Genomic DNA, 25,770 nt, shown 5'->3' with positions numbered 1-25,770 from the left:
CACCATTCTACGCATATAAAAAAGTTCTTTTCAAACCGATGCCGCCTTGGGCGCCAGCTATTGCTGCAAGGGCATTCCGCCATACTTCACAATCAGAAAATATAATGCCTTTGGCCTGAGTTTTTGCCACAGGATGTTATGAAGTTGAGAATGATTGCCGCATAGAACCCCAAACATGCAAAGGGAACGATCACGCGGGGAAATTACCGACTGCAAACGGTTAAGCAGAGCAACATGTGGCTATTTTGCCGTTCGTCGTGGTGGCACCGCCGTCCCTGGCGGTGCCCGGCGTTTAGTAGCTGGTTTTGGCGGGTGCCGCATCCGTCAGGCCGGTTTTAAAGATCGCCAGACGCGCATCCAGCGCCTGGGTGTAGAGCATGGTATCGACGCCGACGGCGACAAAGTTAGCGCCCCAGGCAATGCATTTTTTCGCCATGTCCGGATCCACGGCGAGGAAACCGGCGGCCTTACCCGCTGCGCGGATGCGGCGGATGCTCTGTTCGATGATCCGTTGCACCTCTGGATGCCCGGGGTTGTCGGGGTAGCCCAGCGACGCGGAGAGGTCGGCGGGGCCGATGAATACGCCGTCGATACCGTCCACCTGCAACAGTTCGTCCAGGTTATCCAGCGCGGTTTTGCTTTCCGCCTGAATCAATACGCATAGCTCATCATTGGCCTTCGCCATGTAGTGTTCCACCCGTCCCCAACGGGCGGCACGGGCGACGCTGGCGCCGACGCCGCGGGTGCCGTGGGGCGGATAACGGGTGGCCGACACCACCTCTCTGGCCTGTTCGGCGGTATCCACCATCGGAATCAGCAGTGTGCGGGCGCCGATATCCAGCACTTGCTTGATAATGCTGCGTTGCCCTTCCACCGGCCGGATGACCGGCTGGCTGGCATATGATGCGATAGCCTGCAACTGGTGGTGGAGATCCTGCATGGTATTGGGTGCGTGCTCGCCGTCGATCAGCAGCCAGTCATAGCAGGATGTCGCCGCAATTTCCGCCAGGTAGGAAGACGTGCTGCTCAGCCAAAGGCCGATCTGTACTTCTCCGGTTTGCAGTCCTCGTTTGAATGGGTTGACCAATACCCGCTCGCTCAAGGTATTTTTCTCTAACTCACTGTTCATGATAGTCGTCCTTACTTCCAGGGGGGTCAGCGATTGACCTGAGTGGTCAGCGCCGGCACTTTGCTTGATTCCAACATATTGGACTCCTGTCTTTCTTGTTGGAATCAGTATTGATTGGGCGTGGTTGGTCATTTTGTGATGGAAGTCATGCAACCAGGCAGGTTACGGGAAAATGCGAAATATCGAGGTGAAAATGTGAATTTATTCACGGATTTTTTTGTTTCGAGTACAACAGGTTGTACTCATCAGCGGTATTTTCGATGATAGGGCGTTAATGCCGGGGGCGACCGCGTCGGCGGGGGCTATTTAGCGCCGCTCCCCATCGCGCCTTAGGCCACGACGGCGTGGGTGAGGCATAATACGAGCCCGGCAACGGCATACAGGAGGAAAAGCGGATGAACGAACAAGACCAGATGCGAATTGAACAGTTCCTGGATGCCGTTTGGCTGGAGCGCAATCTGGCGGAGAATACGCTGCAGTCCTACCGCCGCGATCTGCGCACGCTGGCGGCGTGGCTGGCCCATCACCACGCCAGCCTGTCTGACGCCCGTCCCGATGATCTGCAATCCTTTTTAGCCGAACGGGTGGACGGCGGCTATAAGGCGACCAGCTCCGCCCGTCTGCTGAGCGCTATGCGGCGCCTGTTTCAGTATCTCTATCGGGAAAAAGTCCGCCCGGATGACCCGAGCGCCGTGCTCTCTTCGCCCAAATTGCCCCAGCGTCTACCCAAGGATCTGACGGAAGCGCAGGTCGAATCGCTGCTGGCCGCACCGGCCACCGATCAGCCGCTGGAACTGCGCGACAAAGCGATGCTGGAGGTGTTGTACGCCACCGGGTTGCGCGTCTCTGAGCTGGTGGGGTTGACGATGAGCGACGTCAGCCTGCGCCAGGGTGTGGTGCGCGTGATCGGCAAAGGTAACAAGGAGCGGCTGGTGCCGCTGGGGGAAGAGGCGGTGTATTGGGTGGAACAGTATCTGGAGTACGGCCGCCCCTGGTTGCTGGACGGGCAAACGCTCGACGTGATGTTCCCCAGCACCCGCGGCCGACAAATGACGCGCCAGACTTTCTGGCATCGGATAAAGCACTATGCGGTGCTCGCCAGTATTGACAGCGCCAGACTTTCTCCGCATGTTTTGCGTCATGCTTTTGCCACTCACCTGCTAAATCACGGTGCGGATTTGCGGGTCGTGCAGATGTTGTTGGGGCATAGCGATCTTTCTACTACGCAGATTTATACCCATGTCGCCACAGAGCGTCTGAAACAGCTGCATCAGCAGCATCATCCACGAGCGTGAGGCTGGTGGCGTGCAGGATTATGGCGACAGGGCCGTTCGTGATGGATGGCCATGGGCAGTCGCCCTCAAAACAGGATTTTATCGATGAAGAAACAGGTATTACTGCTGGCGGTACTGACGGCGATGATGAGCGGCGGCGTTGCTCAGGCGGATGACGCAGCCATCAAACAAACGCTGAGCCGTCTCGGCTTGCAAAACGCCGAGATCCAGCCGGCGCCGGTCGCGGGGATGAAAACGCTGTTGACGGAAAGCGGCGTGCTGTACATCACCGAGGACGGCAAGCATCTGTTGCAGGGGCCGTTGTACGATGTCGGCGGTAAAACACCGGTTAACGTCACCAACGGTATCCTGATGAACAAGATGGAAGCACTCAAAGATCAGATGATCGTGTACAAAGCCGCGAAGGAGAAACATGTGATCACGGTATTTACCGATATCATCTGCGGCTACTGTCACAAGCTGCATGAGCAGATGAAAGACTATAACGCGCTGGGCATTACCGTGCGTTATCTGGCGTTTCCGCGTCAGGGGCTGAACTCGCAGGCGGAGAAAGACATGCAGTCCATCTGGTGCGTGGCGGATCGCAACAAGGCGTTCGACGCGGCGATGAAAGGCGATGAGATTTCGCCGGCCACCTGTAAAACTGCCATCGCGCCCCATTATCAGTTGGGTATTCTGTTCGGCGTCCAGGGCACGCCGGCGATCGTGCTGGATGACGGTACGGTGGTGCCGGGGTATCAGGATCCGAAAGAGATGATGGCTATGCTGGAGGCGCATCGGGCGTCGCAGAAATCGGGTGGTTAAGTCTCAGTGAATGTAGTAACTCAACTTCGCCGCCGTCCGGCGGTGGAACACGGCGATTTGCCGGACACGCTGCCGCCGCTGTTGCGGCGTCTTTATGCGTTACGCGGGGTGAAAGACCCGCAGGAACTGGATCGCAGCCTGCGCGGGTTGCTGGATTATCGCCAACTGACCGGTATCGGGACGGCGGTAGATTTATTGTGCCAGGCGTTGGCCGAGCGGCTGCGCGTTGTCGTGGTGGGCGATTTTGACGCTGACGGCGCCACCAGTACCGCGTTGACGGTGCTGGCGCTGCGGGCGATGGGGTGCGATCAGGTACAGTATCTGGTGCCGAACCGCTTCGAAGACGGCTACGGTCTGAGCCCGGAGGTGGTGGTGCAGGCGGCGGCCAAAGGCGCAGATCTGATCGTGACTGTCGATAACGGTATCTCTTCCCACGCCGGGGTCGACGACGCGCACCAGCGCGGCATCCGGGTGCTGGTGACTGACCACCATCTGCCGGGGGAAACCCTGCCGTCGGCGGACGCGATGATTAACCCGAATCTGGCGGATTGCGCCTTTCCTTCCAAGTCGCTGGCGGGCGTCGGCGTCGCGTTCTATCTGATGATGGCGTTGTTTGTGCGTCTGCGCGACAGCGGCTGGTTTGCGCAACGCAATCTTGCTGTTCCTAATCTAACGGAACTGCTGGATCTGGTGGCGCTGGGCACGGTGGCGGATGTGGTGCCGCTGGATGCCAACAACCGTATTCTGGTGGCGCAGGGGTTAAGCCGTATCCGGGCCGGTAAGTGTCGCGCGGGGATTCGCGCGTTGCTGGAGGTCTCCAACCGCGACGCTGCGCAACTGGCGGCGAGCGATCTCGGTTTTGCGCTGGGGCCGCGCCTTAATGCCGCCGGGCGACTGGATGATATGTCGGTCGGCGTGGCGCTGCTGCTGTGTGATGACATCGTACAGGCGCGCATGCTGGCCAGCGAACTGGATGCGTTAAACCAGACGCGGCGGGAAATCGAGCAGGGCATGCAGGTGGAAGCGTTGCAGCTGTGCGAACAGTTGGAGCGCAGCCAGACGACATTGCCGTCAGGGGTGGCGATGTACCACCCGGAATGGCATCAGGGCGTGGTGGGTATTCTGGCTTCGCGCCTCAAGGAGCGTTTTCATCGCCCGGTGATTGCGTTCGCGCCGGCGGGCGACGGTGTTCTGAAAGGATCCGGTCGCTCGATTCCCGGTTTGCATTTGCGGGATGCGCTGGAGCGCCTGGACACCCTTCATCCGGGGATGATGCTGAAATTCGGCGGGCATGCCATGGCTGCCGGGTTGTCGCTGGAAGCGCACCAGTTTGACCGGTTTCGCGCGCGGTTCGGCGAACTGGTGAGCGAGTGGCTGGATGCCTCGCATCTTGAAGGGGTTATCTGGTCTGATGGCGAGTTGGCCGCGCCGGAATTGACGCTGGGAACGGCGGAAATGCTGCGGGAAGCCGGGCCGTGGGGGCAGTCGTTTCCGGAACCGGCCTTTGACGGCCGCTTTCGTATTCTGAAGCCCCGTTTGTTAAAAGAGCGCCATTTGAAAGCGCTGTTTGAACCCATCGGCGGAACCGGACAGGTGCCGTTGTTAGATGGCATCGCGTTTAATGTCGATACCGCCACCTGGCCTGATCCGAGTATTAAAGAAGTGGAAATGGTGTACCGGCTGGAGATCAATGAGTATCGCGGCAAGCGTTCGGTGCAACTGTTGATCGAGCATCTTTGGCCGCTGTAACGGCGGCCAACCTGAATCGGGGCGCCTTCGGCCGAATTAGCGGCAAACGGCTATAAACCACGGTGTTAATCCGCTACAATGCGCGGTTTGAATCTGTTTTGCCATCTATGACCAACCATAAAGAACGAAAATCATGTTTGAAATTAACCCGGTAAAAAACCGCATTCAGGACCTGTCTGACCGGACAGCTGTTCTGAGGGGGTATCTTTGACTACGACGCTAAGAAAGAGCGTCTGGAAGAGGTCAACGCCGAGCTGGAACAGCCCGACGTCTGGAACGAACCCGATCGCGCGCAGGCGCTGGGCAAAGAGCGTTCCTCGCTTGAAATGATCGTCGATACTATCGAGCAGATGAATCAGGGGCTGGAGGATGTCACCGGTCTGCTGGATCTGGCGGTAGAGGAAGACGACGAAGAGACTTTCAACGAAACCATCATCGAGCTGGATCAGCTGGAGAATAAACTCGGCCAGCTGGAATTCCGCCGCATGTTTTCCGGCGAATACGACAGCGCCGATTGCTACATCGACTTGCAGGCCGGCTCCGGCGGCACCGAGGCGCAAGACTGGGCCAGCATGCTGCTGCGCATGTATTTGCGCTGGGCCGAAAGCAAAGGCTTCAAGACCGAAGTTATCGAAGAGTCGGAAGGCGAAGTGGCCGGCATCAAATCCGCTACTATCAAAGTGGTCGGCGAATATGCCTACGGCTGGCTGCGTACCGAAACCGGCGTACATCGGTTGGTGCGTAAAAGCCCGTTCGATTCCGGCGGTCGCCGCCATACCTCGTTCAGTTCCGCGTTTGTTTACCCGGAAGTGGATGACGATATCGATATCGAGATTAACCCCGCCGATCTGCGCATCGACGTGTACCGCGCATCGGGCGCCGGTGGCCAGCACGTTAACCGTACCGAATCCGCAGTGCGTATTACCCATATTCCGACCAATATCGTGACCCAGTGTCAGAATGACCGCTCTCAGCATAAGAACAAAGATCAGGCGATGAGACAGTTGAAAGCCAAACTGTACGAGTTTGAACTGCAAAAGAAAAATGCCGAGAAACAGGCGATGGAAGACAACAAGTCCGATATCGGCTGGGGGAGCCAGATCCGTTCCTACGTGCTGGATGACTCCCGCATCAAGGATCTGCGTACCGGGGTGGAAACACGCAACACCCAGTCGGTGCTGGATGGCGATCTGGACAAATTCATTGAAGCAAGCTTGAAAGCGGGTTTATAAGGAATCCACATGTCTGAACCACAAAATCAGGGTGCCGAACAGGCGCAGGATCTTAATAACGAACTCAGAACGCGGCGCGAAAAACTGGCGGCGTTGCGTGAACACGGTGTGGCGTTCCCGAACGATTTCCGCCGCGACAGTACGTCCGATCGGCTGCACGCCGGCTACGACGCTAAAGACAACGACGAGCTGGAAGCGCTGGGTCTGGAAGTGACCGTGGCTGGCCGTATGATGACCCGCCGTATCATGGGCAAAGCCTCTTTCGTTACCCTGCAGGACGTGGGCGGTCGCATTCAGCTTTACGTTTCCCGCGATGATCTGCCGGAAGGCGTCTACAACGAACAGTTCAAAAAGTGGGATCTGGGGGATATCCTCGGCGCGCGCGGCAAGCTGTTCAAAACCAAGACCGGCGAGCTTTCCATCCACTGCACCGAGCTGCGTCTGCTGACCAAAGCGCTGCGTCCGCTGCCGGATAAATTCCATGGCCTGGCAGATCAGGAAACCCGCTATCGTCAGCGTTATCTGGATTTGATCGCCAACGACGACTCTCGCCAGACATTCCGCGTGCGTTCGCAGATTTTGGCCGGTATTCGCCAGTTCATGGTGGGTCGCGACTTCATGGAAGTGGAAACCCCGATGATGCAGGTGATCCCCGGCGGGGCCTCGGCCCGTCCGTTCATCACGCACCACAATGCGCTGGATATTGATATGTATCTGCGTATCGCGCCGGAGCTGTACCTGAAGCGTTTGGTGGTGGGCGGTTTTGAGCGCGTGTTCGAGATCAACCGTAACTTCCGTAACGAAGGCGTATCCCCGCGTCACAACCCTGAGTTCACCATGATGGAACTCTATATGGCGTATGCGGACTACAAAGATCTGATCGAGCTGACCGAGTCGCTGTTCCGCACGCTGGCGCAGGACGTGCTGGGGACTACCGAAGTGCCGTATGGCGACCAGACGTTTGACTTCGGCAAACCGTTCGAGAAGCTGACCATGCGCGAGGCGATCAAGAAATACCGCCCGGAAACCAACCTGGCGGATCTGGACAGCTTCGACGCGGCGAAAGCCATCGCCGAATCCATCGGCGTCAAGGTGGAGAAGAGCTGGGGTCTGGGCCGTATCGTGACCGAGATCTTCGAAGACGTGGCGGAAGCGCACTTGATTCAGCCGACCTTCATCACCGAATACCCGGCGGAAGTCTCTCCGCTGGCGCGTCGCAATGACATTAACCCGGAAATCACCGACCGCTTTGAATTCTTCATCGGCGGACGTGAAATCGGCAACGGTTTCTCCGAGCTGAACGATGCGGAAGATCAGGCGCAACGCTTCCAGGATCAGGTGGCGGCGAAAGACGCCGGCGATGACGAAGCGATGTTCTACGACGAAGACTACGTCACTGCGCTGGAGCACGGCCTGCCGCCGACGGCCGGTCTGGGTATCGGTATTGACCGTCTGGTGATGTTGTTCACCAACAGCCACACCATCCGTGATGTGATTCTGTTCCCGGCCATGCGTCCGCAGAAATAAACCTTTCCCACTTCACCCGCCGCCCGGCGGGTGAATTTTTTCCTGTCCTGCTGTTTTTTCGAACGGCGCTGGTTGCGTGCTGTGGTTATTCCGTGCGGCGCGACCAGTACGCCAAAATCACCCGTTGCGACTGATCGAGATAGCTTTCCAGCGTGTCGGCGGCTTCTTGTGTATCGCCTGCTTCCAGCAACGACAAAATATGGGCGTTCATGTCGATATAGGGCACATACAGGTGCTCGGGATCGTCCAGCAGGCCGAACGCCAGCCGCAGTTCGGCGGAGACATGGCGATAAAAAGTGCTGAGGCGTTTGCTATCCGCCAGTTCGACGATTGCGGTGTGGAACGCCATGTTGGCGGTGCCGACGCCCATCCAGTCGCGCTGTTCGCAACACTGACGCGCCCGCTCGATGGCAGCCCGCATGGTTTTGACCGCCGGGTGCATCGGATAAGCCTTAGCCAACGCCTGGCATTCGATAATGCGTCGCACGCGATAGATATCGATGATGGAGGACATGTCCGGCGTTGCGACAAAGACGCCCCGATTGGGTTCATAGCGGAGCAGCCCTTCCTGCGTCAGCAGGCGGAACACTTCCCGCAGCGTGTTGCGGGAGATGGCCAGGCTTTCGCTGAGCGCCGCTTCTGACAAGCGCTGCCCAGGGTGAAATTCGCCAAGGGTTATACGGTTACGGAGGGTTTCGGCGACGCTGTCGTTCAGGGTACGGGGTGACTCGGCGGTCTCTTTTTTTGTCGTCATGGGGTCAGGCTGGGTCCCTTGGATATGCATAAGCGCTGCTGGCGGTCATCTTCACACAGAACAACCTGCACCAGCAAGCTGAGGGCGGAGGGGATGTCCGGGTTGCCTGGTTTTGGTGCGCATCATGCCTTGTTGTGGTGCATTTGCCGTCGTTCCTAGCCATGCGTTCAGTGCATGACATGGCGCGTGGGAAGGGCTGTTGCATATTGTTCAACAATTTGTAATTAATAAATCAACAAAAAATACATTTTGCAGAGCAATGGCATTGATTTTGCTTAGCATACGCATGAATGAGGACAGGACAGCGCAATGAAACAGATCGATCTGAACAGTGATTTAGGTGAAAGCTTCGGCGCCTGGAAGATGGGTGATGACGCCGCCATGCTGGATATCGTCTCCAGCGCCAATATCGCCTGCGGTTTTCACGCCGGCGATCCGGCCGGTATCCGCGCAACGTTACGGGCAGCGGTGGCGCGTGGCGTCGCTATCGGCGCGCATGTCGCTTATCCGGATTTGAGCGGGTTTGGGCGCCGTAACATGGAGGTGGCCAGCGATGAACTGACGGCTGACGTTATCTATCAGATCGGCGCGCTGCAAGGGCTGGCGGCGTCGGTGGGCGGACGGGTGAGTTATGTAAAACCGCACGGCGCGCTGTACAACACCATCGCCGCCGATCGCCGTCAAGGGCTGGCGGTGATTGAGGCGCTTAACGCGATTGACCCCACGTTGACGCTGGTCGGGTTGGCGGGTTCGCCGCTGTTGACGTTGGCCCGCGAACACGGGTTGCACACGGTCGCCGAAGCCTTCGCCGACCGTGCCTACCATGCGGATGGCTCGTTGGTATCCCGTTCGTTGGCCGGCTCGGTGCTGCATGATCCGCAACTGGTCGCCGAGCGCATGCTGCAACTGGTGACTACCGGCACGGTGGCAGCGATCGACGGCTCGATAGTGCGCATTGAGGCGCAGTCGTTGTGCGTGCACGGCGATAGTCCCGGTGCGGTGGCGATGGCGCGCCAAATCCGCCAGACGCTGACGCAGGCGGGCGTTGTCATCGCGCCTTGCCGTTTGGGGCGATGATGATGCGCTTTCTTCCGGTCAACCTGAATGCGCTGCTGGTGGAGCTGCGCGATCTGAATGAAACCCTGTCGCTGTTTGACGCGCTGCGCTACACGACGCCCGATGGGGTCGAAGAGATGATCCCGGCGGCGCGCACGTTGCTGGTGCGCTTCAATCCCCACACCACCTCTTTTGCCCGGCTGGCGCAGGCGATCGCCGGTTGCGATCTCGGCCGTAGCGACACACGTCAGGGGGAAAGGGTGATGATCCCGGTGGATTATCAAGGCGAAGATTTGCCGCAGGTGGCGGAGTTGCTGGGTATCAGCGTCAGTGAGGTGATCGCGCGCCATACCGGTAACGATTATATGGTGGCGTTTACCGGTTTCGCGCCCGGTTTTGCCTACCTGTCCGGCGGGGAAAACCTGAACGTACCGCGTCGCAGCAGCCCGCGTCCGCGTATTCCCGCCGGCGCGGTGGCGCTGGCCGGTCTGTTCAGCGGCGTCTACCCGCAGGAGAGCCCCGGCGGCTGGCAGCTAATTGGTACTACGCCGCTGAAAATGTGGGATCTGGCGCGCGATGTTCCGGCGCTGCTGCAACCGGGATCGCGGGTGGCGTTTTGTGATAACCGCCGTCGTCCGGTGTCCGTGAGGCGTCCGGATGCGCTGCCGGCAGCAGCGGATAATCCGCCACTTGATACCGGTTGTGCGTTAGTGGTGAAAACCGCCGGTTTACAAACGCTGTTGCAGGATGCCGGCCGCCCCGGTTTGGCCGGGCAGGGGATTTCGGCATCCGGCGCTATGGATAAAGGCGCGATGCGCCGCGCCAACCGTTTGGTGGGAAACGCGCCGGGCACCGCCGTGTTGGAAATCGTACAGGGCGGGCTGGTTTTCCGGGTGGAAGGCCATACGGTGATGGCGCTGGCGGGGGCGCCTTGCCCCGTGACCATCACTCGCGCTGATGGTGCGGTATGGCAGGCCCGTCCGTTTACGCCAATTGCGCTGGATGACGGCGATACCGTGACGCTCGGGATTCCCTCCAGCGGTGTACGCAGTTATCTGGCGGTGCGCGGCGGTTTTGCCGTGACGCCAGTCATGGGTAGCCTGGCGACCGACACGCTGGCGCGGCTGGGGCCTGAACCGCTGCGGGCCGGAACCCGTTTGCCGGTGTCGGCGCCTGAGCGGTTGACGGCGGTCGAACTATCGGCCGAGGGCGACGTGACGCTGCCGGTAGCGGGGGAGACGGTCACGCTGGATGTGGTGGCCGGCCCGCGTACCGACTGGTTCACCGATGAGGCCTGGCAGGCGCTGACCGAACAGGAATGGCTGGTGACGTTGTTGTCGGATCGCATTGGGTTGCGTTTGCAGGCCGATACGCCGCTGGCGCGAACGGTACTGCACGAACTGCCCAGCGAAGGCACCTGCGCCGGGTCGATTCAGGTGCCGCCCAACGGGCAGCCGGTGCTGTTCGCGGTCGACCATCCGTTGACCGGCGGCTATCCGGTGATTGGCTGCGTCGCCGCTTATCATCTTGATCTGTTGGGGCAATTGCCGGTCAACGCCCGCATCCGCTTCCGGGCGGTCACGTCTTTTTCTGCATTAACGTTGCCGGCCGACGCCGGTGCCGCCTGACACAGGACACTGAGAACAACGATGAAAAAAGTATTGATTGCCAATCGCGGAGAAATCGCAGTACGCATCATCCGCGCTTGTCGCGACTATGGTTTGCAATCGGTGGCGGTATACGCCGACAGCGACAGCCAGGCCCTGCATGTGTCGCTGGCGGACGAGGCCTGGGTATTACCGGGGCAGCGCCCGGATGAAACCTATCTGAACATCGAACGGCTCATCGCGGTGGCGCAGCGTAGCGGCGCAGACGCAGTGCATCCTGGGTATGGTTTCCTGTCGGAGCGGGCTGAATTTGCCCGTGCGGTACAGGACGCGGGGCTGGTGTGGATCGGCCCGGATCCGGCAAGCATCGATATGCTCGGCGATAAAGTAAAAGCGCGCCAGCTGGCGCATCGGGTGGGGGCGCCGCTGGTAGCGGGTACGACTGATCCGGTCGGCAGCGCGGACGAGGTGGTGGCGTTTGCCCGCGAGTACGGTTTGCCGATCGCCATCAAAGCGGCCTACGGCGGCGGCGGTCGCGGTATGAAAGTGGCCTGGCGTCTGGATGAAGTGGCGGAGCTGTATGATTCGGCGGTGCGTGAGGCGATTACCGCTTTTGGCCGCGGTGAATGCTTTGTTGAGCAGTTTCTGGATAAGCCGCGCCATATCGAGGCGCAGGTGCTGGCGGATCGGCACGGCAACGTGGTGGTGCTGGGCACCCGCGACTGTTCGCTGCAGCGCCGTAACCAGAAGCTGGTGGAAGAGGCCCCGGCGCCGTTCCTGAATGGCAGCCTGCGCGAGCAGATCGAACTGGCGGCGCGGAATATCTGCGCGGCGGCGGGCTACATCGGCGCCGGAACGGTGGAGTTCCTGTTGAGCCGCGACGGGCGTCTGTCTTTCCTCGAAGTGAATACCCGCTTACAGGTGGAGCACACCGTCACTGAAGAGACTACCGGGATCGATTTGGTGCTGGAACAGTTCCGCATCGCCGAAGGACACGCATTGACGCTGAGTGCGATGCCTGAACCGCTCGGGCATGCGTTTGAGTTTCGTCTCAACGCGGAAGATGCCGGGCGCGGCTTTTTGCCGACGCCAGGTACGGTCACGCGGTTCGATCCGCCCGCCGGGCCGGGTATTCGCCTTGATAGCGGCGTGAAATCCGGTTCGACCATCCCCGGCGCGTTTGACTCGCTGATGGCCAAGCTTATCGTCAGCGGCCCGACGCGGGCGATTGCACTGGCGCGCGCCCGGCGTGCCTTGGCGGAGTTCAGCATCGATGGCGTGGCGTCGGTGCTGCCGTTTCATCAGGCGGTGGTCGATCACCCTGATTTTACGGGGGCCGAGGGGTTTAAGGTGCATACCCGCTGGATTGAAACCGATTTCGCCGCCGACATCGCCATCGCGCCGCGTCCGCTGCCGGGCAGCGAACCGGAGATGGTGCGCACCTTTATCGAGCTGGACGGACGGCGTCATCAGTTGGGCATTCCCGCCGGGCTGCTCTCAGGGGGGGATCTGCGTTCCGGCGCGGCGATCTCTGCCGCGGTTACTGACGTCGCAACGGATACGCACGCTTGCCTGGCGCCTATTTCCGGGTTGTTACAGTGCTGGCAACGTCAGGCCGGGGAACAAGTTCAGGAAGGGGAGGTTATCGCCGTGATGGAAGCGATGAAAATGGAAACGTCGGTAACGGCGCACCGTAGCGGCAAGCTGGAGCCGCTGGCGGCGCAAGGCGAGATGGTGCAGGCGGGCGCAGTGCTGGCCCGCATCACCGCCGGGTAAGGACGTATTCCGGCTCCGTGTTCGCTGGTGCGAGTGCGGAGCCGCAGCAAACAACATGATAACAACACAACATCACACAACACGTCATCACAACAGGCTCAACCCTTACCGTATCGGTGCAATCCGCCGAACCGGTAGGGCGCGACACAATCGGGAGCGACTATGCAAACTGCAGTGAATCTTTGGCCGCTGATGGGCATTGCGGCCATCGTTATTGGTTTTCTCTTGCGTTTCAATCCGGTGCTGGTGGTTATCGTCTCCGGGCTTATCACCGGCCTGGCGGCGAATATGCCGTTGGCGGACATCCTCGATAAGCTGGGCACCGGCTTTCTCAATACCCGCAATCTGGCGCTGATCCTGCTGTTGCCGCTGGTGGTGATTGGGCTGCTGGAGCGTTATGGACTGAAAGAGCGTTCTCAGTCCTGGATCGCCAGTATTCGTAGCGCCACGGCGGGACGTTTGCTGATCGTCTACCTGTTCGCCCGTGAAATTGCAGCGGCGCTCGGGTTGACCAGCCTCGGCGGTCATCCGCAAATGGTGCGCCCGCTGTTGGCGCCGATGGCGGAAGGTGCGACGGAAAACCGCCACGGCACGTTGCCGGATGCGGTGCGTCACCGGTTGCGCGCGATGTCGGCGGCAACCGATAACGTCGGGTTGTTTTTCGGGGAAGATATTTTCGTGGCGTTCGGCGCCATCCTGTTTATGCATAACTTTATGCAGCAGGCCGGCGGTATCCAGACCGAACCGCTGCACATTGCGTTGTGGGGGTTGCCCACCGCCATTTGCGCATTTCTGATCCACGCCTGGCGGCTGCGCCGGATGGATCGGAAATTGGACGCCGAACTGGCGGTTTACCGTGAACTGAGCGCGCAGGAGAAATAAGCCATGTTTCAACAACAGTATCTGTTTACGCTGGCCGGCATCCTGCTGCTGGTGGTGGCGGCGATGTCCTGCGGCGATCGGGGCAACCCGCGTCGCTGGACCACCGGGGTGTTCTGGGGGCTGTACGGCGTGATGTTTCTGCTGGGGGACTGGGCGACGGCGTTGATGTCGCCGCGTGCGCTGCATATCGCCGTCGGGCTGATGGTGGTGGTGATGGCGTTGATCGCCGGTTGCGGCGGCGTCAGGCTGGGCCGCTATCACCAGCGCAGCGACGAGGAGCGCCAGGAAAGCGCCGCCCGTCTCGGCAACCGTCTGTTTCTGCCTGCGCTGGCCATCCCGGTGGTGACGGCGGTGGGCGTGCTGGCGTTTACCTATATCGGCGGTTTGCAGCAGGCGCTGTTCGGCAATGGCAATAATTCCACGCTGATCACGCTGTTTTCCATGGCGCTGGGCTGCATTATCGGCTGGCTGATCGCGCTGCGCCTGACCGGTGAAAAGCCGGTACGTTCGGTGCAGGAGGCGCGTCGTCTGCTGGATTCCATCGGGTGGGCGTTTATTCTGCCGCAGATCCTCGCCACGTTGGGGTTGCTGTTCACCTCCGCCGGGGTGGGATCCGCCATTTCTTACCTGACCCAGCATTATCTGGCGGTGGATCACCGTTTTATCGCGGTGCTGACCTATGTGGTGTCGATGGCGCTGCTGACCATGGTGATGGGGAATGCGTTTGCGGCGTTTCCGATCGTGACCGCCGGCATCGGTATTCCGATTCTGATCCTGCAGCACGGCGGCAACCCGGCGGTGATGGCGGCTATCGGTATGTTTTCCGGCTACTGCGGTACGCTGATGACGCCGATGGCGGCCAACTTCAACCTGGTGCCCGCGGCACTGCTGGAATTGCCGGATCGTTACGGCGTCATCCGCGCTCAGTTCCCTACGGGGTTGGCGCTGCTGACGGTCAACGTGTTCTTGATGTATTTCCTGCTGTTCCTGTAATTTCCGGCGTTTGATGCCCGGTTGCCGCTGTGGGGGCTTGGTGATACTGTCAGCCTGCCAGCGGTTCCCGGGGGTTCCATGATCACATATCGCGATAGGGGTTGCGCTGATGCTGCGCCTGGACAGCGTTTTCCGCGGCGGATGCCGTAAGTTCGGCGCCATAATAACTTCGGTGTCACAATAACTTCGGCGCCACAATAACTTCGGCGCCACAATAACTACAGAGGGATGAAGATGTTGCTGGTGATACTGAGCGGGTTGTTGCTGTCGCTGTCGTTGTGTTTGGATCTGGGGATCGTCAATACCGCCATTATTAACCGCGGCCTGCGGGATGGCGCGGGTTCAGCGTTTTTTATCGGACTGGGTTCCTGCTTCGGCGATTTGATTTATGCATCGCTATCGGCGTTGGGCATGGTGGCGATCTTCAGCTATACGCCGATTCGCTGGCTGCTGTGGATTGGCGGTGGCGCGGTGTTGATGTGGCTGTCCTGGTCGATGGCGCGTAGCGCCTGGCGGGATTATCGCCAACAGCGGGGGCTGAATGTGGCGGGTGAGCGAAGCGGGGCGGCGACGGTGATTGTTCCGGCGCACCGGGATTTCTTCAGCGGCGTCGGCATGGCGTTGGCATCCCCCAGCGCGTTGCTGTGGTTTGCCGCCGTCGGCGGTACGCTGATCGCCCAGTCGACCGATGGTTCCGTCGGGCAGGTGTCGCTGTTTCTGGCCGGTTTTTTTAGCGGCGGCGTACTCTGGACGTTGTTTATGGCGCTGTTGGTGAAATACGGCCGCGGTGCGCTAAAAGGACGGCTCTCTTTTTATTGCAGCGCGCTGTCGGCGGTGCTGTTCGCCGGGTTTGCCGCCCAGGTGATCGTCAATGGATATCAGACGTTATTACTGCCTTTGCGCTGATGGCTGTTCAAAACACGCGCAGTCAGCCGATATTGTCTTGCCCGCCAGACAGATAGCGCTATAATGCGATGCACTTTCTACGCGGGCGTAGTTCAATGGTAGAACGAGAGCTTCCCAAGCTCTATACGAGGGTTCGATTCCCTTCGCCCGCTCCAGACACCCTTCTTGCAACGTCTCGCACAGCCTATTCAATCCAGTCATCACAATGTGTCTTCCCTCTGTGCTAAATGTTCTCTGGCTGGTTCAATAAAATCTAATAATTCATTGATATATCGAATAATGTGCATTGAAGGTCATCAACGGAGTCGCCACGGTGTTGAGTGACGCCTCTGTCATTGCAGCGTGCTGAAATGGGAGATATTGATGCCCGGTAAATGTCATTCTGAAACGTTCAATATCAATATCCTCCGGTAAGCGATCGCTCCGAGCTATTTCACCGCATTCGTAAATGCAGTGTTGTTCGTAAATACAGTGTTGTCCGTAAATACAGTGTCGTGCGTAAAGAGGGTGTCGCTCCGGCCGCATGCCAGGTAGTTCGGTGCCAAAATAACGAGATAGGCGTCGTCTTCTCTGGGAAGGCATCTGATGATGGTGGAAATAGATTCGGGAATATGCTCACCGCTTCGCGTGTTCCAAAGCGGTGATCTCAAGAGGTATGCTGGCTTACATCAAGTTTTGTGGCGGAATATCCTGGAATTTTTTGCCCTGCTCATCTTTGGCGGAAAGTATGACCATCTCGTTTTCTATTGGCCAATCGATATTGAGCGATTCATCATTCCAGATAATGCAGTGTTCAGCATTGGGATTGTAATAATCGGTACATTTATAAACGAATTCAGCCTCATCGCTGGTGACGTAAAAACCGTGAGCGAACCCGGCTGGAATCCATAATTGACGTTTATTTTGCGCGGACAGGTAGACGCCGACCGATTGGCCGAACGTTGGGGAGTTCTTGCGGATATCTACGGCCACATCAAACACTTCACCGGCAATAACGCGAACGAGTTTTCCCTGTGGGTTTTCTGTCTGGTAGTGTAACCCGCGTAGAATTCCTTTCCTGGATTTTGAGTGGTTATCCTGGACAAAACGGCATGGTCGTTGCGTGACAAGATCTTCAAATCTTTTTTGATGCCACGTTTCCATGAAAAAACCCCGCTCGTCACCAAATACCGTTGGTTCAATGATCTTGATATCGGGGATTTGCGTATCGAATATATTCATAAAGTTAAATCACTTATATTTTTCAATATCATTTATTGCTGACAGCCATTGACTGGGCGCCAATCCAAATTGTTTTGTTATTCTATCGCAATTGAGGACGGAGTTGGCAGGGCGTTTAGCCTTGGTCGGATAATCTACAGACGGAATGCCTGAGAGTTTTGGATAGGCTTCCAACAAATTATGCGCTTTGGCCTGCTCGAGAATGGCGCCGGCAAATTCAAACCAGCTTACAGCGGGCGTGCCGGAATAATGATAAATTCCCCATGCTGGCGTATTTCCCTGCTCAATATAGTGAATTAATTCTATTAATGTATTGGCGATATCACCTGAATAAGTGGGGCCGCCAAACTGATCATTAACAATATTCAGCATGTTGCGGGTCGCTGCCAGCCGTAATATCGCTTTGACAAAATTATTGCCGTATTCACCGAATACCCATGATGTCCTGATGATGAGGAATTTACGGGCTATTTCCGCTACCGCTTGTTCACCCGCCAGCTTGCTGGCGCCGTAGACATTTAGCGGATGAGTCGGCATATCTTCGGTGTAAGGCTGTTCAGCGCGGCCGTCGAAGACGTAATCAGTGGAAATATGCAAAAGTACCGCATTGGCAATATTGGCGGCTTCCGCCAGATGGGCTGGCCCATCACGATTGATGGCGTAACAACGCTCGCTATCATCTTCCGCATTATCCACAGCAGTGTAAGCTGCTGCGTTAATAATATAATCAGGGTTAAATGTTTTAACTTTATCGATGACCTGATTTTTGTTCGTAATATCCAGACTGTCACGGCCGGTAGCTAGCAACTCGGCTTTTCCATTCAGATATGACACCAGGTGTTGCCCTAATTGCCCTTGACTGCCTGTTATTAAAATTCGCATATTCGCTATCCAGAAAGTCTGTTACTGCCGAAGTAAATTCATCAAATATTGGCCGTATTCGTTTTTTAACATGGGGTGGGCCAGTGTCGTGAGTTCCTGCTTGGTCAGCCATCCATTACGCCAGGCAATTTCCTCAAGGCAGGCCACTTTCATGCCTTGCACATGTTCTATTGTTTGTACAAATGAGGAGGCCTGATGCAGGCTTTCATGGGTTCCCGTGTCGAGCCAAGCGAACCCGCGGCCGAGTAATTCGACGCTGAGTAAACCATCCTCCAGGTACATTTGGTTAATGGTGGTGATTTCGAGTTCGCCGCGATGTGAGGGTTTTACCTGCTTGGCCAAGTCGATGACTCTGTTGTCATAGAAATAAAGGCCTGTTACCGCATAGTTCGATTTGGGTGATGCGGGTTTTTCTTCAATGGATACGGCATTCATGTTCGCATCGAATTCGACCACGCCGAAACGTTCAGGGTCTTTAACCTGATAACCAAAGATTGTGGCGCCAGCTGTCTTTTGCGCTGTTTTCCTTAATGTATTACCAAAGGATTGCCCATAAAAAATATTGTCTCCCAACACCAGGCAGCAACTGTCGTTGCCGATGAATTCTTCACCAATGATAAACGCCTGGGCCAGGCCATCGGGGCTGGGTTGGATGGCATAGTCGATATGAATGCCAAATTGGCTACCGTCGCCCAGCAGGCGGCGGAAGTTTTGGTTGTCTTCGGGCGTTGTAATGATCAGTATTTCGCGAATACCCGCCAGCATCAGCGTAGACAGCGGGTAATAAATCATGGGTTTGTTATAGATCGGTATCAGCTGTTTTGAGATAGCCAGAGTTATGGGATACAGGCGGGTGCCGGAGCCTCCGGCCAGGATAATGCCTTTCATGAGCGATTTCCTTCTACGACGTGATAAGCACCGCTGAGTACGCGATTCCACCATGACTTATTGTTTAAATACCATAGGACTGTCTTTCGAATTCCGGTGTCGAAACTTTCATGAGGCTTCCAGTTCAGTTCGCGAGAAATCTTACTGGCATCAATAGCATAACGCACGTCATGACCGGGGCGATCTTTGACATAGGTAATTAAATCTTTATAAAAAACAACGTGCTGTGGTTTTTGGGGAACGAGTTCTTCAAGCAACTGACAAATGGTTTCCACCACCTCGATATTGGTTTTTTCGTTATGCCCGCCAATATTGTATGTCTCGCCGATTTTCCCTTCGGTGACGACGTTGTATAGCGCCCTTGCATGATCCTCCACAAACAACCAGTCGCGAATTTGTTGACCATCGCCGTAGACCGGCAACGGTTTTCCCGCCAGGGCATTCAATATTATCAGTGGAATTAATTTTTCCGGAAAATGATAGGGGCCATAGTTGTTGGAACAGTTGGTCACTAGCGTGGGCAATCCGTAGGTGCGATACCAGGCGCGAACCAGATGGTCGCTGGATGCCTTGGACGCCGAATACGGGCTGCTGGGGGCATAAGGCGTCGATTCGGTAAACAGATCATCGGTTTTCTCCAGATCGCCGTAGACCTCATCGGTAGAGATATGGTGGAAACGAAATGCGCTTTTGCGTGACTCTGGCAGTGCGCTCCAGTAAGCGCGCGTTGCCTCCAGCAGGGTATAGGTACCGACAATATTGGTCTGAATAAAAGCGGCTGGGCCGTCGATGGAGCGATCAACATGCGATTCCGCCGCCAGATGCATAACCATATCAGGCTGGTGTTGCTGAAACACGCTGTCTAACGCCGTTCTGTTGCAAATATCCACTCGTTCAAAAGTATAACGTTCGCTTTTATCGATGGTTGTGAGTGATTCAAGGTTGCCAGCGTAGGTTAGCTTGTCGAGGTTGACTACCGCGTCTGCCGTATTATTAATGATGTGGCGCACTACAGCGGAACCGATGAAGCCCGCACCGCCCGTAACCAATATTTTCATAAGTCAGATTCCAACGTTAAATGACAAGCCCTGCCGGACAACGGAAAGGCATAACTGTAAATGATATTGCTGATTCAGGATGCGTGTCTGGCGCTTTCCATCCATTGTCGGGTGCTCATTAAACCGATTATCGAGCGTGAAATCCATGTTCTGGCGAGTTTTTCATCAAGGGAACAGCGCGGTATTTTATACAGTAATTCATAAGATATACCCCAAATAATTCGAGTTGCAGGACAACACGCTCGCGTGTTGAACAACGCCACGCGTTGGCCCGTTAGGGCAAGGCTCGTAAGAGCCTTGTAACGCGGCAAGAGAGCGAATCCCGATGCGCTTACTCAGGTAAGTGATTCGGGTGAGCAAACGCCGCCAACACACCGGCAACGTGAAGTATGTCGGGTATAACAGTGGAACTGCTGACGAATGACGATGCATTGAAAGGGAATGAATGTCCGGGGGCGTGCCGCTGTGCAGACTGCCGCCTGATGTGACATTGTGCCGGCGTAACACGCCGGCATAGACGTTTATTGGCGGATCGCGCTGTTATTTATGCTTATGCGGGCCACACTTCGTCGGCGATTTCTGTGACCAGGGCGATTTTCGCCCACTGCTGTTCCTCAGTCAGGGCGTTGCCTTCCTCGGTGGATGCGAAGCCGCATTGCGTGCTCAGGCAGAGGCGTTCAAGTGGAATGTAACGGGTCGCTTCCCGAATACGTTCAATGACGGTCTGCTTGTCTTCCAGTTCGCCGGTTTTGGATGAAACTAACCCCAGCACCACCTTTTTATCGCCGGATACCGCCGCCAGCGGAGAGAAATCGCCAGCGCGCTCGGTGTCGAATTCCAGATAGTACGCCGAGACGTTTTCCCGTCCGAACAGCACATCCGCAATGGGCTGATAGCCGCCGCTTGCCGCCCAGGTGGAGCGATAATTGCCACGACATACATGAGTGGCGATAACCAGGTCGGACGGTGCGCCTGCGATGGCCGTATTGTTGGCTTGCAATAACAGTTCCGCCAATTCCTGAACATTATTGCTGATAACGGTGTGAGCATCGTGAGCGCAGTGGCAGTCGTTCTGGATTGGCGATGTTTGAGCCGCCACGCCGGCGTTATTGTAGCGGGCATCGACCATCATGCCCCAGGTGCAGTCATCCAACTGCAAGTTACGGCACCCCGCCGCGTAGAGTTCCTGGATGAACGTCTGGTATGCCGCAGCGATATCCGCGATTAACGCATCCTGGGACGGGTAGAATCTTTGGGTGCTGTCCCGATTTTCGGGGCGATACAGTTCTTTGAAAAATTGGGCCGGCGCCGGGATGGTCAGGCGCGGGACGATGTCTTTTTCAGAAAATTGCATCAGGAAGCGGAAATGTTCGATGAACGGATGGTTTTCACCACTGATTCTCCCAGTCAGACGTGCGGTTTCCGGCCGGGTTTCAATACCTGAAAACACATATCCCTGCGATAACGCTGCTTTTTCTACGCCGTTCAGGCCCCACATAAAATCCAGATGCCACCAACTGCGGCGAAATTCTCCGTCGGTGATGACATGAAGCCCGGCAGCTTTCTGCCTGACGACCAGCTCGGTAATGGCCCTGTCTTCGACGGCTTTCAGCGCATCAGCAGCGATTTTCCCTTGTGCGAATTGTGCCCGCGCTTCGTGTAGATAGGTGGGCCTCAGATAACTGCCGACCACGTCGGCGCGAAACGGTGGGGTGTAGGTCTCTTGGGTTGCCATGATTGATCTCTTTCATAGGATTCTGTTGTAACCGCAAAACATATCATTGATATGCAAGACTTTGTGGTGAAAGAAATTCACATAAATTGAATTTTTATCATATCTGGATGCGGTTTTTTCATCATGGGCGCTATTCTATGGGCCGCATTACTGTGCTCGCATAGCGGTGCTTATCGTTGTGTACTGAGATTTTTCAGATAATGCGTTGTGCGGTTGTGTTTGTCTTTTACCTGGTGTTAAAAAGAAACCAACTCTCTTGAGGATACAGTCTGACGTGTCTTACGCGGCGTTATAGCGACCGCCTATTTGTGTGTGAAGAGGAGTATCCAGGGTGTCCGAATTCAATGTCTATCATAAAACGTGTCCGGCACGGTTGGTGCTGGACCGATTATCCAACAAGTGGTCGCTGCTGATTCTCGATCGTTTATCCGATGAATCGATGAGATTTAACCAGTTAAGACGAGATATCGAAGGTGTATCGCAGAAGGTGCTTTCCCAGACCTTGAAAAATTTGGAACGAGACGGGCTGGTACACCGCCAGGCATTCGCGACAGTCCCCGTAACAGTTGAGTATTCCATCACCTCTCTAGGCCAAACACTGGTAAAAACCATTCATGACCTGACGCATTGGGCGGAGGATAATATCGGTGAAATCACGCGGGCTCAGCAGCGGTATGACAATACGGAACCAGCCGGTTCATCGATTTGAGCGACATCATTGACTTCTAATCAACCTGTTATTTGAAGGCAGTCTAAAATTTTTTATTCGCATCTTAACGAATTTGTTTTTGCGATAACTGAAGGTTAATAAAGATAATTTCCAGATAAATCTTTATTTTTTTAGGCTGTTTATGGATTAGGCTATGCATATTTAAATGAGCGGTTGTGTGGAATTTGTCCATTGAGGGACACCGCCACAAGTTAGCACTAAATGTACATGTCAGCTTGTAGTATCATGATGCGCGATACGGTTTTCAGCATTTGAGCCCTATGTATCAGGTCAGGGCTCGCATTTATGTATTAGGTTGGAACAGTGAGACATGATCTTTAATGATTAATAAAAGTTATTATTTTTCATTTTGTTGTTGTCACTGGTAGCGCTGTGTCTCGAAAAAATGTGGTGGTAGTGATGAGCGGGAGTGAAAACTCCCGGGCGGTAGCTTTTTTTTAAAACACGTTTTTAATAAATTGCTTGGTCAGCTGGTACGTTTAGATAGTTAAATCCACCAAGGTTCAAGCAAGGGCCGTGGTTCAGGAGGTTAGTTTGTCAACAATAATTATTCCCGTGATCATGTGTGGTGGCAGTGGATCGCGTCTTTGGCCTGTATCACGGGAGCAACACCCGAAGCCGTTCATTCGTTTATCGGATGGGGAAAGTCTGATTCAGAAAGCGTTATTGAGAGCGCTATCGTTCGACGGTGTCAAAGAGATCGTCACTGTGACGAACAAGGATTTGCTTTTTAAGGCTGTGGATGCATTTTCAGAAGTCTATAAAGGTGTTACTCCGATTTCGTACATCCTGGAACCGGTCGGGCGCAATACCGCTGCAGCGATTGCATCCGCAGCCTTACTGACTCATAAAAAATATGGTGATGATGCGGTTTTGATGATTCTGGCTGCGGATCATCTGATCAAGAATAGCGACGCTTTTGTTTGCGCCGTGTCTCAGGCCGCGTCGCTGGCTGCACAGTCGAAACTGGTCACTTTCGGGATTAAACCTGAAAAACCTGAAACCGGTTATGGTTACATCAAATACCAGGGGAGTCAGGTTGAGCGATTTGTTGAAAAGCCGTCCTTCAATAAAGCCCTGGAATATATCGAAGCGGGTGACTACTTGTGGAACTCCGGCATGTTCTGTTTCTCCTGCGGAACGATCTTGAGAGAAATGCAGACGCTTTGCCCCCAGGTTCTGGCTGATGTTGAACACAGCATGAGTGTTTCCCGACAACTGGAGGGTAATGGCGCAACGCAGCTTGAATTGGATATGGAGACTTTTGCTCAGGTTAAAGACATCTCCATCGACTATGCAGTAATGGAGAAATCTAAACAGGTTTCCGTCGTTCCCTGCGATATCGGCTGGTGTGATATCGGTTCTTGGACCGCGTTGGGCGAATTAGGCAAAACCGATAGCAGTGGTAATACGGTGGAGGGGGACGCCGACGTTCTCACCCATAACGCGAGCAACTGTTATATCAAAGCTGATGAGCGGGTTATCGGCGCTGTTGGCGTAGAAAATCTGGTTATTGTTGATACTCCAGATGCTTTGTTGGTGGCGAGCAAAGATAATGGTCAGGATGTTAAATCCATATACAATCAGCTCAAAGCCAAAGGCCACCAGGCTTATAAAATTCACCGTACTGTTCACCGTCCCTGGGGGACGTCAACGATTTTGGAAGAAGGCAGCAATTTCAAGATTAATCGAATTGTTGTTAAACCTGGCGCCAAACTGAGCATGCAATTACATCACCACAGAAGTGAGCACTGGATAGTGATGTCTGGAGCTGCCAAGATCGTGAACGGTAATAAGAATATTTTTCTTTCGACCAATCAGTCTACCTATATTCCAGCTGGCGAGCAGCATCGGGTTGAAAACCCCGGCGTTATAGATCTCATTATGATCGAAGTACAGAGCGGAGAATATCTTGGTGATGATGATATTATTCGGTTTGATGATGATGGGAGTTTAGTTCAATGAGTTTAGCGTGCTTTAAGGCTTATGATATTAGGGGCCGCTTGGGGAATGAATTAAATGCAGATATTGCATATCGTGTCGGTCGTGCATTTGGCCAATATCTGAATGCCCGAACAGTTGCTGTCGGCGGTGATATTCGTTTAAGCAGTGAAGAGTTGAAGTCCGCATTGTCTGATGGTTTAAGGGATGCTGGGGTCGATGTTATCGATCTTGGCATGACAGGGACAGAAGAAATCTATTTTGCTGCTTTTCATTTGGATGTGGATGGTGCTATTGAGGTTACTGCCAGCCATAACCCAATGGATTATAACGGTATGAAATTGGTAGGACGCGGCGCTAAACCAATTAGCGGTGATTCGGGATTAAATGATATTCGCGATCTGGCTGCATCTGGACAATTTAATACTTCTGAGCGCAAAGGAAACTATATAAAACGTTCCTTGCTGAATGAATATGTTGATCACCTAATGTCTTATATTGATGCGGGAAAACTGAAACCGCTGAAATTAGTGGTCAATGCCGGAAATGGTGCTGCTGGGCATGTTATTGATGAAATTGAATCACGATTTCAGAAACAACATATCCCTATCGAGTTTATTAAGATCCATCATGAACCTGATGGACGTTTCCCTAACGGTATCCCTAATCCCTTGTTGCCTGAAAATCGTTCTGTGACATCAGATGCGGTCAAATTACATCAGGCAGATATAGGGATTGCATGGGATGGTGATTTTGATCGCTGTTTTCTGTTCGATGAAAACGGGGAGTTCATCGAAGGTTACTATATTGTTGGCTTTTTGGCTGAAGCTTTTCTTGCTAAGAATCCCGGTGCCAAGATTATCCATGATCCACGTTTGACCTGGAATACGATTGAGGTAGTCAATAAAGCGGGAGGTATTCCGGTTCAGAGTAAAACTGGCCATGCTTTTATCAAGGAGCGCATGCGTGCGGAAAATGCCATTTATGGCGGGGAAATGAGCGCCCATCATTATTTCCGTGATTTTGCTTATTGCGATAGCGGTATGATCCCTTGGTTATTGGTCGCTGAATTGTTGTCTTCCAAAGGGGTAACATTATCTGCGCTGATTGGTACCCGCGTTAATGCTTATCCGTGCAGCGGTGAAATCAACTATAAAGTCAGTGATGCCAAAGATGTTATTATCCAGATTGAAAATGCCTTTAAAGCAGAGGCTATCAATATTGACCGTACCGATGGATTGGGTATGGATATGCCGGAATGGCGTTTTAATGTACGCACATCTAATACTGAGCCGCTTCTTCGTCTGAATATTGAAACTCGGGCTTTGACCGATCTGGTATGGCAGAAGGTAGCAGAAGTCGAGAATTTAATTAAGAGTGAGTAACATTCGAGGGTTGTGATGTTACTCTGGCATCATTAGGATTAATTCCTAATGATGCCAAGTTGTATATCGTTATTATTCTACATTAATTATATATCGTCTGTTCAATGTTTTATGTTTTTCTTTCATCTGTTTTTTGATTATAAATAAAACCGGCTCGTATTTTCGAAGTCTGTGATTTTAAAACTATTACTGGCTTCTGAGTATTCAGATATATATGGTT

General features: G+C 54.8%; 22 protein-coding genes and 1 tRNA gene. 16 read left to right on the top strand and 7 right to left on the bottom strand.

Annotated elements, in window-relative coordinates:
* Positions 1-292 precede the first annotated feature (292 nt).
* Positions 293-1,129 (bottom strand): 2-keto-3-deoxy-L-rhamnonate aldolase, encoded by an 837-nt coding sequence (gene yfaU / locus DPA2511_RS16905; protein ID WP_015854963.1) that lies wholly within the window; start codon positions 1,127-1,129, stop codon positions 293-295.
* 395 nt (positions 1,130-1,524) lie between these two features.
* Between yfaU and xerD the strand changes: the two genes are divergently transcribed.
* From xerD to lysS, 5 genes are all read left to right on the top strand, one after another.
* Positions 1,525-2,424: a site-specific tyrosine recombinase XerD gene (xerD, locus tag DPA2511_RS16900; RefSeq protein WP_015854962.1), complete on the top strand. Its 900-nt coding sequence runs from the start codon at positions 1,525-1,527 to the stop codon at positions 2,422-2,424.
* An 84-nt stretch (positions 2,425-2,508) separates the two neighbouring features.
* The gene (gene dsbC, locus DPA2511_RS16895; protein ID WP_015854961.1) at positions 2,509-3,228 is read left to right on the top strand and encodes a bifunctional protein-disulfide isomerase/oxidoreductase DsbC; all 720 of its coding nucleotides are present in this window, start codon (positions 2,509-2,511) and stop codon (positions 3,226-3,228) included.
* Between the two features lie 6 nt (positions 3,229-3,234).
* A complete protein-coding gene (gene recJ, locus DPA2511_RS16890) occupies positions 3,235-4,977 on the top strand; it encodes a single-stranded-DNA-specific exonuclease RecJ (protein ID WP_015854960.1) in 1,743 nt (580 codons plus the stop codon).
* A 133-nt stretch (positions 4,978-5,110) separates the two neighbouring features.
* Positions 5,111-6,209 (top strand): peptide chain release factor 2 gene (gene prfB / locus DPA2511_RS16885; protein WP_015854959.1). Its coding sequence is split into 2 segments (ribosomal slippage): positions 5,111-5,185 and positions 5,187-6,209, totalling 1,098 coding nucleotides; the frame shifts between segments, so codons are not numbered across the junction.
* Positions 6,210-6,218: 9 nt separating this feature from the next.
* Complete coding sequence (gene lysS, locus DPA2511_RS16880; protein ID WP_015854958.1) at positions 6,219-7,736, top strand: lysine--tRNA ligase; 1,518 nt, start codon at positions 6,219-6,221, stop codon at positions 7,734-7,736.
* Between the two features lie 85 nt (positions 7,737-7,821).
* On the opposite strand, the gene DPA2511_RS16875 is transcribed toward lysS, so the two are convergent.
* Positions 7,822-8,490, bottom strand: coding sequence for a GntR family transcriptional regulator (locus DPA2511_RS16875; RefSeq protein ID WP_023638462.1), 669 nt, complete (start codon positions 8,488-8,490; stop codon positions 7,822-7,824).
* 309 nt (positions 8,491-8,799) lie between these two features.
* Between DPA2511_RS16875 and DPA2511_RS16870 the strand changes: the two genes are divergently transcribed.
* The 7 genes from DPA2511_RS16870 (at position 8,800) to DPA2511_RS16840 (ending at position 15,865) form a co-directional block, all read left to right on the top strand.
* Positions 8,800-9,567: a LamB/YcsF family protein gene (locus DPA2511_RS16870; RefSeq protein WP_015854956.1), complete on the top strand. Its 768-nt coding sequence runs from the start codon at positions 8,800-8,802 to the stop codon at positions 9,565-9,567.
* A gap of 2 nt (positions 9,568-9,569) precedes the next feature.
* Entirely contained in the window at positions 9,570-11,174 is a 1,605-nt protein-coding gene (locus DPA2511_RS16865) for a 5-oxoprolinase subunit B/C family protein (protein ID WP_023638461.1), read from the top strand.
* 21 nt (positions 11,175-11,195) lie between these two features.
* Complete coding sequence (locus DPA2511_RS16860; RefSeq protein ID WP_015854954.1) at positions 11,196-12,929, top strand: acetyl/propionyl/methylcrotonyl-CoA carboxylase subunit alpha; 1,734 nt, start codon at positions 11,196-11,198, stop codon at positions 12,927-12,929.
* A gap of 162 nt (positions 12,930-13,091) precedes the next feature.
* The gene (locus tag DPA2511_RS16855; protein ID WP_015854953.1) at positions 13,092-13,811 is read left to right on the top strand and encodes a DUF969 domain-containing protein; all 720 of its coding nucleotides are present in this window, start codon (positions 13,092-13,094) and stop codon (positions 13,809-13,811) included.
* A 3-nt stretch (positions 13,812-13,814) separates the two neighbouring features.
* Positions 13,815-14,804: a DUF979 domain-containing protein gene (locus DPA2511_RS16850; RefSeq protein ID WP_015854952.1), complete on the top strand. Its 990-nt coding sequence runs from the start codon at positions 13,815-13,817 to the stop codon at positions 14,802-14,804.
* Between the two features lie 234 nt (positions 14,805-15,038).
* Positions 15,039-15,710, top strand: coding sequence for a LysE family translocator (locus DPA2511_RS16845; protein WP_015854951.1), 672 nt, complete (start codon positions 15,039-15,041; stop codon positions 15,708-15,710).
* An 81-nt stretch (positions 15,711-15,791) separates the two neighbouring features.
* A tRNA-Gly gene (locus DPA2511_RS16840) sits at positions 15,792-15,865 on the top strand.
* A 508-nt stretch (positions 15,866-16,373) separates the two neighbouring features.
* On the opposite strand, the gene rfbC is transcribed toward DPA2511_RS16840, so the two are convergent.
* From rfbC to rfbB, 4 genes are read right to left on the bottom strand one after another with little or no spacing between them, the layout of a single operon-like run.
* Positions 16,374-16,931, bottom strand: coding sequence for a dTDP-4-dehydrorhamnose 3,5-epimerase (gene rfbC / locus DPA2511_RS16835; protein WP_015854950.1), 558 nt, complete (start codon positions 16,929-16,931; stop codon positions 16,374-16,376).
* 9 nt (positions 16,932-16,940) lie between these two features.
* Positions 16,941-17,813: a dTDP-4-dehydrorhamnose reductase gene (gene rfbD / locus DPA2511_RS16830; RefSeq protein ID WP_015854949.1), complete on the bottom strand. Its 873-nt coding sequence runs from the start codon at positions 17,811-17,813 to the stop codon at positions 16,941-16,943.
* Positions 17,814-17,834: 21 nt separating this feature from the next.
* Positions 17,835-18,701 carry a glucose-1-phosphate thymidylyltransferase RfbA gene (rfbA, locus tag DPA2511_RS16825; protein ID WP_015854948.1) on the bottom strand — a complete coding sequence of 289 codons (867 nt, stop codon included), beginning with the start codon at positions 18,699-18,701 and terminating at the stop codon, positions 17,835-17,837.
* Complete coding sequence (gene rfbB, locus DPA2511_RS16820; RefSeq protein WP_015854947.1) at positions 18,698-19,759, bottom strand: dTDP-glucose 4,6-dehydratase; 1,062 nt, start codon at positions 19,757-19,759, stop codon at positions 18,698-18,700. Before rfbB ends, rfbA begins: the two co-directional genes overlap by 4 nt.
* A 60-nt stretch (positions 19,760-19,819) precedes the next feature.
* Here rfbB and DPA2511_RS23555 point away from each other — a divergent pair, with 60 nt between their 5' ends.
* Positions 19,820-19,963, top strand: coding sequence for a hypothetical protein (locus DPA2511_RS23555; RefSeq protein ID WP_015854946.1), 144 nt, complete (start codon positions 19,820-19,822; stop codon positions 19,961-19,963).
* A gap of 346 nt (positions 19,964-20,309) precedes the next feature.
* Here the strand turns inward: DPA2511_RS23555 and DPA2511_RS16810 are convergent, their stop codons facing one another.
* On the bottom strand, positions 20,310-21,494 hold the full coding sequence (locus DPA2511_RS16810; protein ID WP_015854945.1) for a 5-methyltetrahydropteroyltriglutamate--homocysteine S-methyltransferase: 1,185 nt from the start codon (positions 21,492-21,494) through the stop codon (positions 20,310-20,312).
* A 331-nt stretch (positions 21,495-21,825) separates the two neighbouring features.
* Between DPA2511_RS16810 and DPA2511_RS16805 the strand changes: the two genes are divergently transcribed.
* From DPA2511_RS16805 to DPA2511_RS16795, 3 genes are all read left to right on the top strand, one after another.
* A complete protein-coding gene (locus DPA2511_RS16805) occupies positions 21,826-22,203 on the top strand; it encodes a winged helix-turn-helix transcriptional regulator (RefSeq protein ID WP_015854944.1) in 378 nt (125 codons plus the stop codon).
* Between the two features lie 555 nt (positions 22,204-22,758).
* Positions 22,759-24,189, top strand: coding sequence for a mannose-1-phosphate guanylyltransferase/mannose-6-phosphate isomerase (locus DPA2511_RS16800; protein WP_015854943.1), 1,431 nt, complete (start codon positions 22,759-22,761; stop codon positions 24,187-24,189).
* A complete protein-coding gene (locus DPA2511_RS16795; protein ID WP_015854942.1) occupies positions 24,186-25,550 on the top strand; it encodes a phosphohexomutase domain-containing protein in 1,365 nt (454 codons plus the stop codon). The genes DPA2511_RS16800 and DPA2511_RS16795 overlap by 4 nt, the downstream gene beginning before the upstream one ends.
* Positions 25,551-25,770 lie beyond the last annotated feature (220 nt).

This window comes from Musicola paradisiaca NCPPB 2511 (assembly GCF_000400505.1).
Lineage (GTDB): Bacteria > Pseudomonadota > Gammaproteobacteria > Enterobacterales > Enterobacteriaceae > Musicola > Musicola paradisiaca.
This window is presented reverse-complemented; position numbering and strand designations above follow the sequence as displayed.